The organism is Rhizobium sp. P1_E6, from assembly GCF_056405875.1.
Genome location: NZ_JBFUBG010000346.1, coordinates 1 through 705 on the forward strand (window position 1 = coordinate 1; position 705 = coordinate 705).

The 705-nt window shown below is 51.5% G+C and carries 1 protein-coding gene; it reads left to right on the forward strand.

Annotation, left to right across the window (positions count from 1 at the left end; all coding sequences use genetic code 11):
- On the forward strand, positions 1–705 hold a 705-nt coding region (locus AC1D35_RS36655; RefSeq protein WP_477942974.1), incomplete at both ends, for a DUF4238 domain-containing protein.

The following is a 705-nucleotide window of genomic DNA, read 5'->3' on the forward strand; positions in this document are numbered from 1 at the left end:
GGTCTTTCCTGGAAAATGACGTAAACGCGCAACACAGTCATTTCCTGACGTTGTTCGAATACATCGACATTCAGAAGACGCGGACGCCAAAAGGTCTCGATTGGCTGAGGGCCCAGTACCCAGAGCTGACGCAGAACGATCTTATGATGGAAATGCAACGCATCCGAATGCTCCATTGCACAATATGGACCGAGAGTGTTCGCGAAATCGTGTCGGCCGAAGACGCGAGCATCAAGTTCCTGGTGAGCGATCATCCTGTGACGGTCTACAATCATGCCGCAGTACCAAGCTCCAAGCTTTGCACCTACCCACACGACCCGGGAATTGCCCTGAAGGGCTCGCAGACTATCTTTCCGCTGAACCGAAACTTCTGTCTCATTCTTTCAAATCTCGAGTATGCGCGCGATCCGGATGCAAATGCGCTGGAGAAGAGAACATTTGCACGCAATTTCCGGCATTCGATGGCCAGAACTGACGCATTCATTCGAACCCGAAAATTATCTGACAATGAAGTCGCCAGGATCAATTTCATCCTGAAATCACGGGCCAGACGGTATATCGCTGCGGGGCTGAAGGAATGGCTGTACCCGGAAGAACAAGTCAACGAGAACTGGTCCCAACTGGCTGAAACGCTCCGCCCACCAAAGGACGGAACTTGGTTATTCGGCGGTGAGATGTTCGCCAAATACAATAGCGGCTATGTTC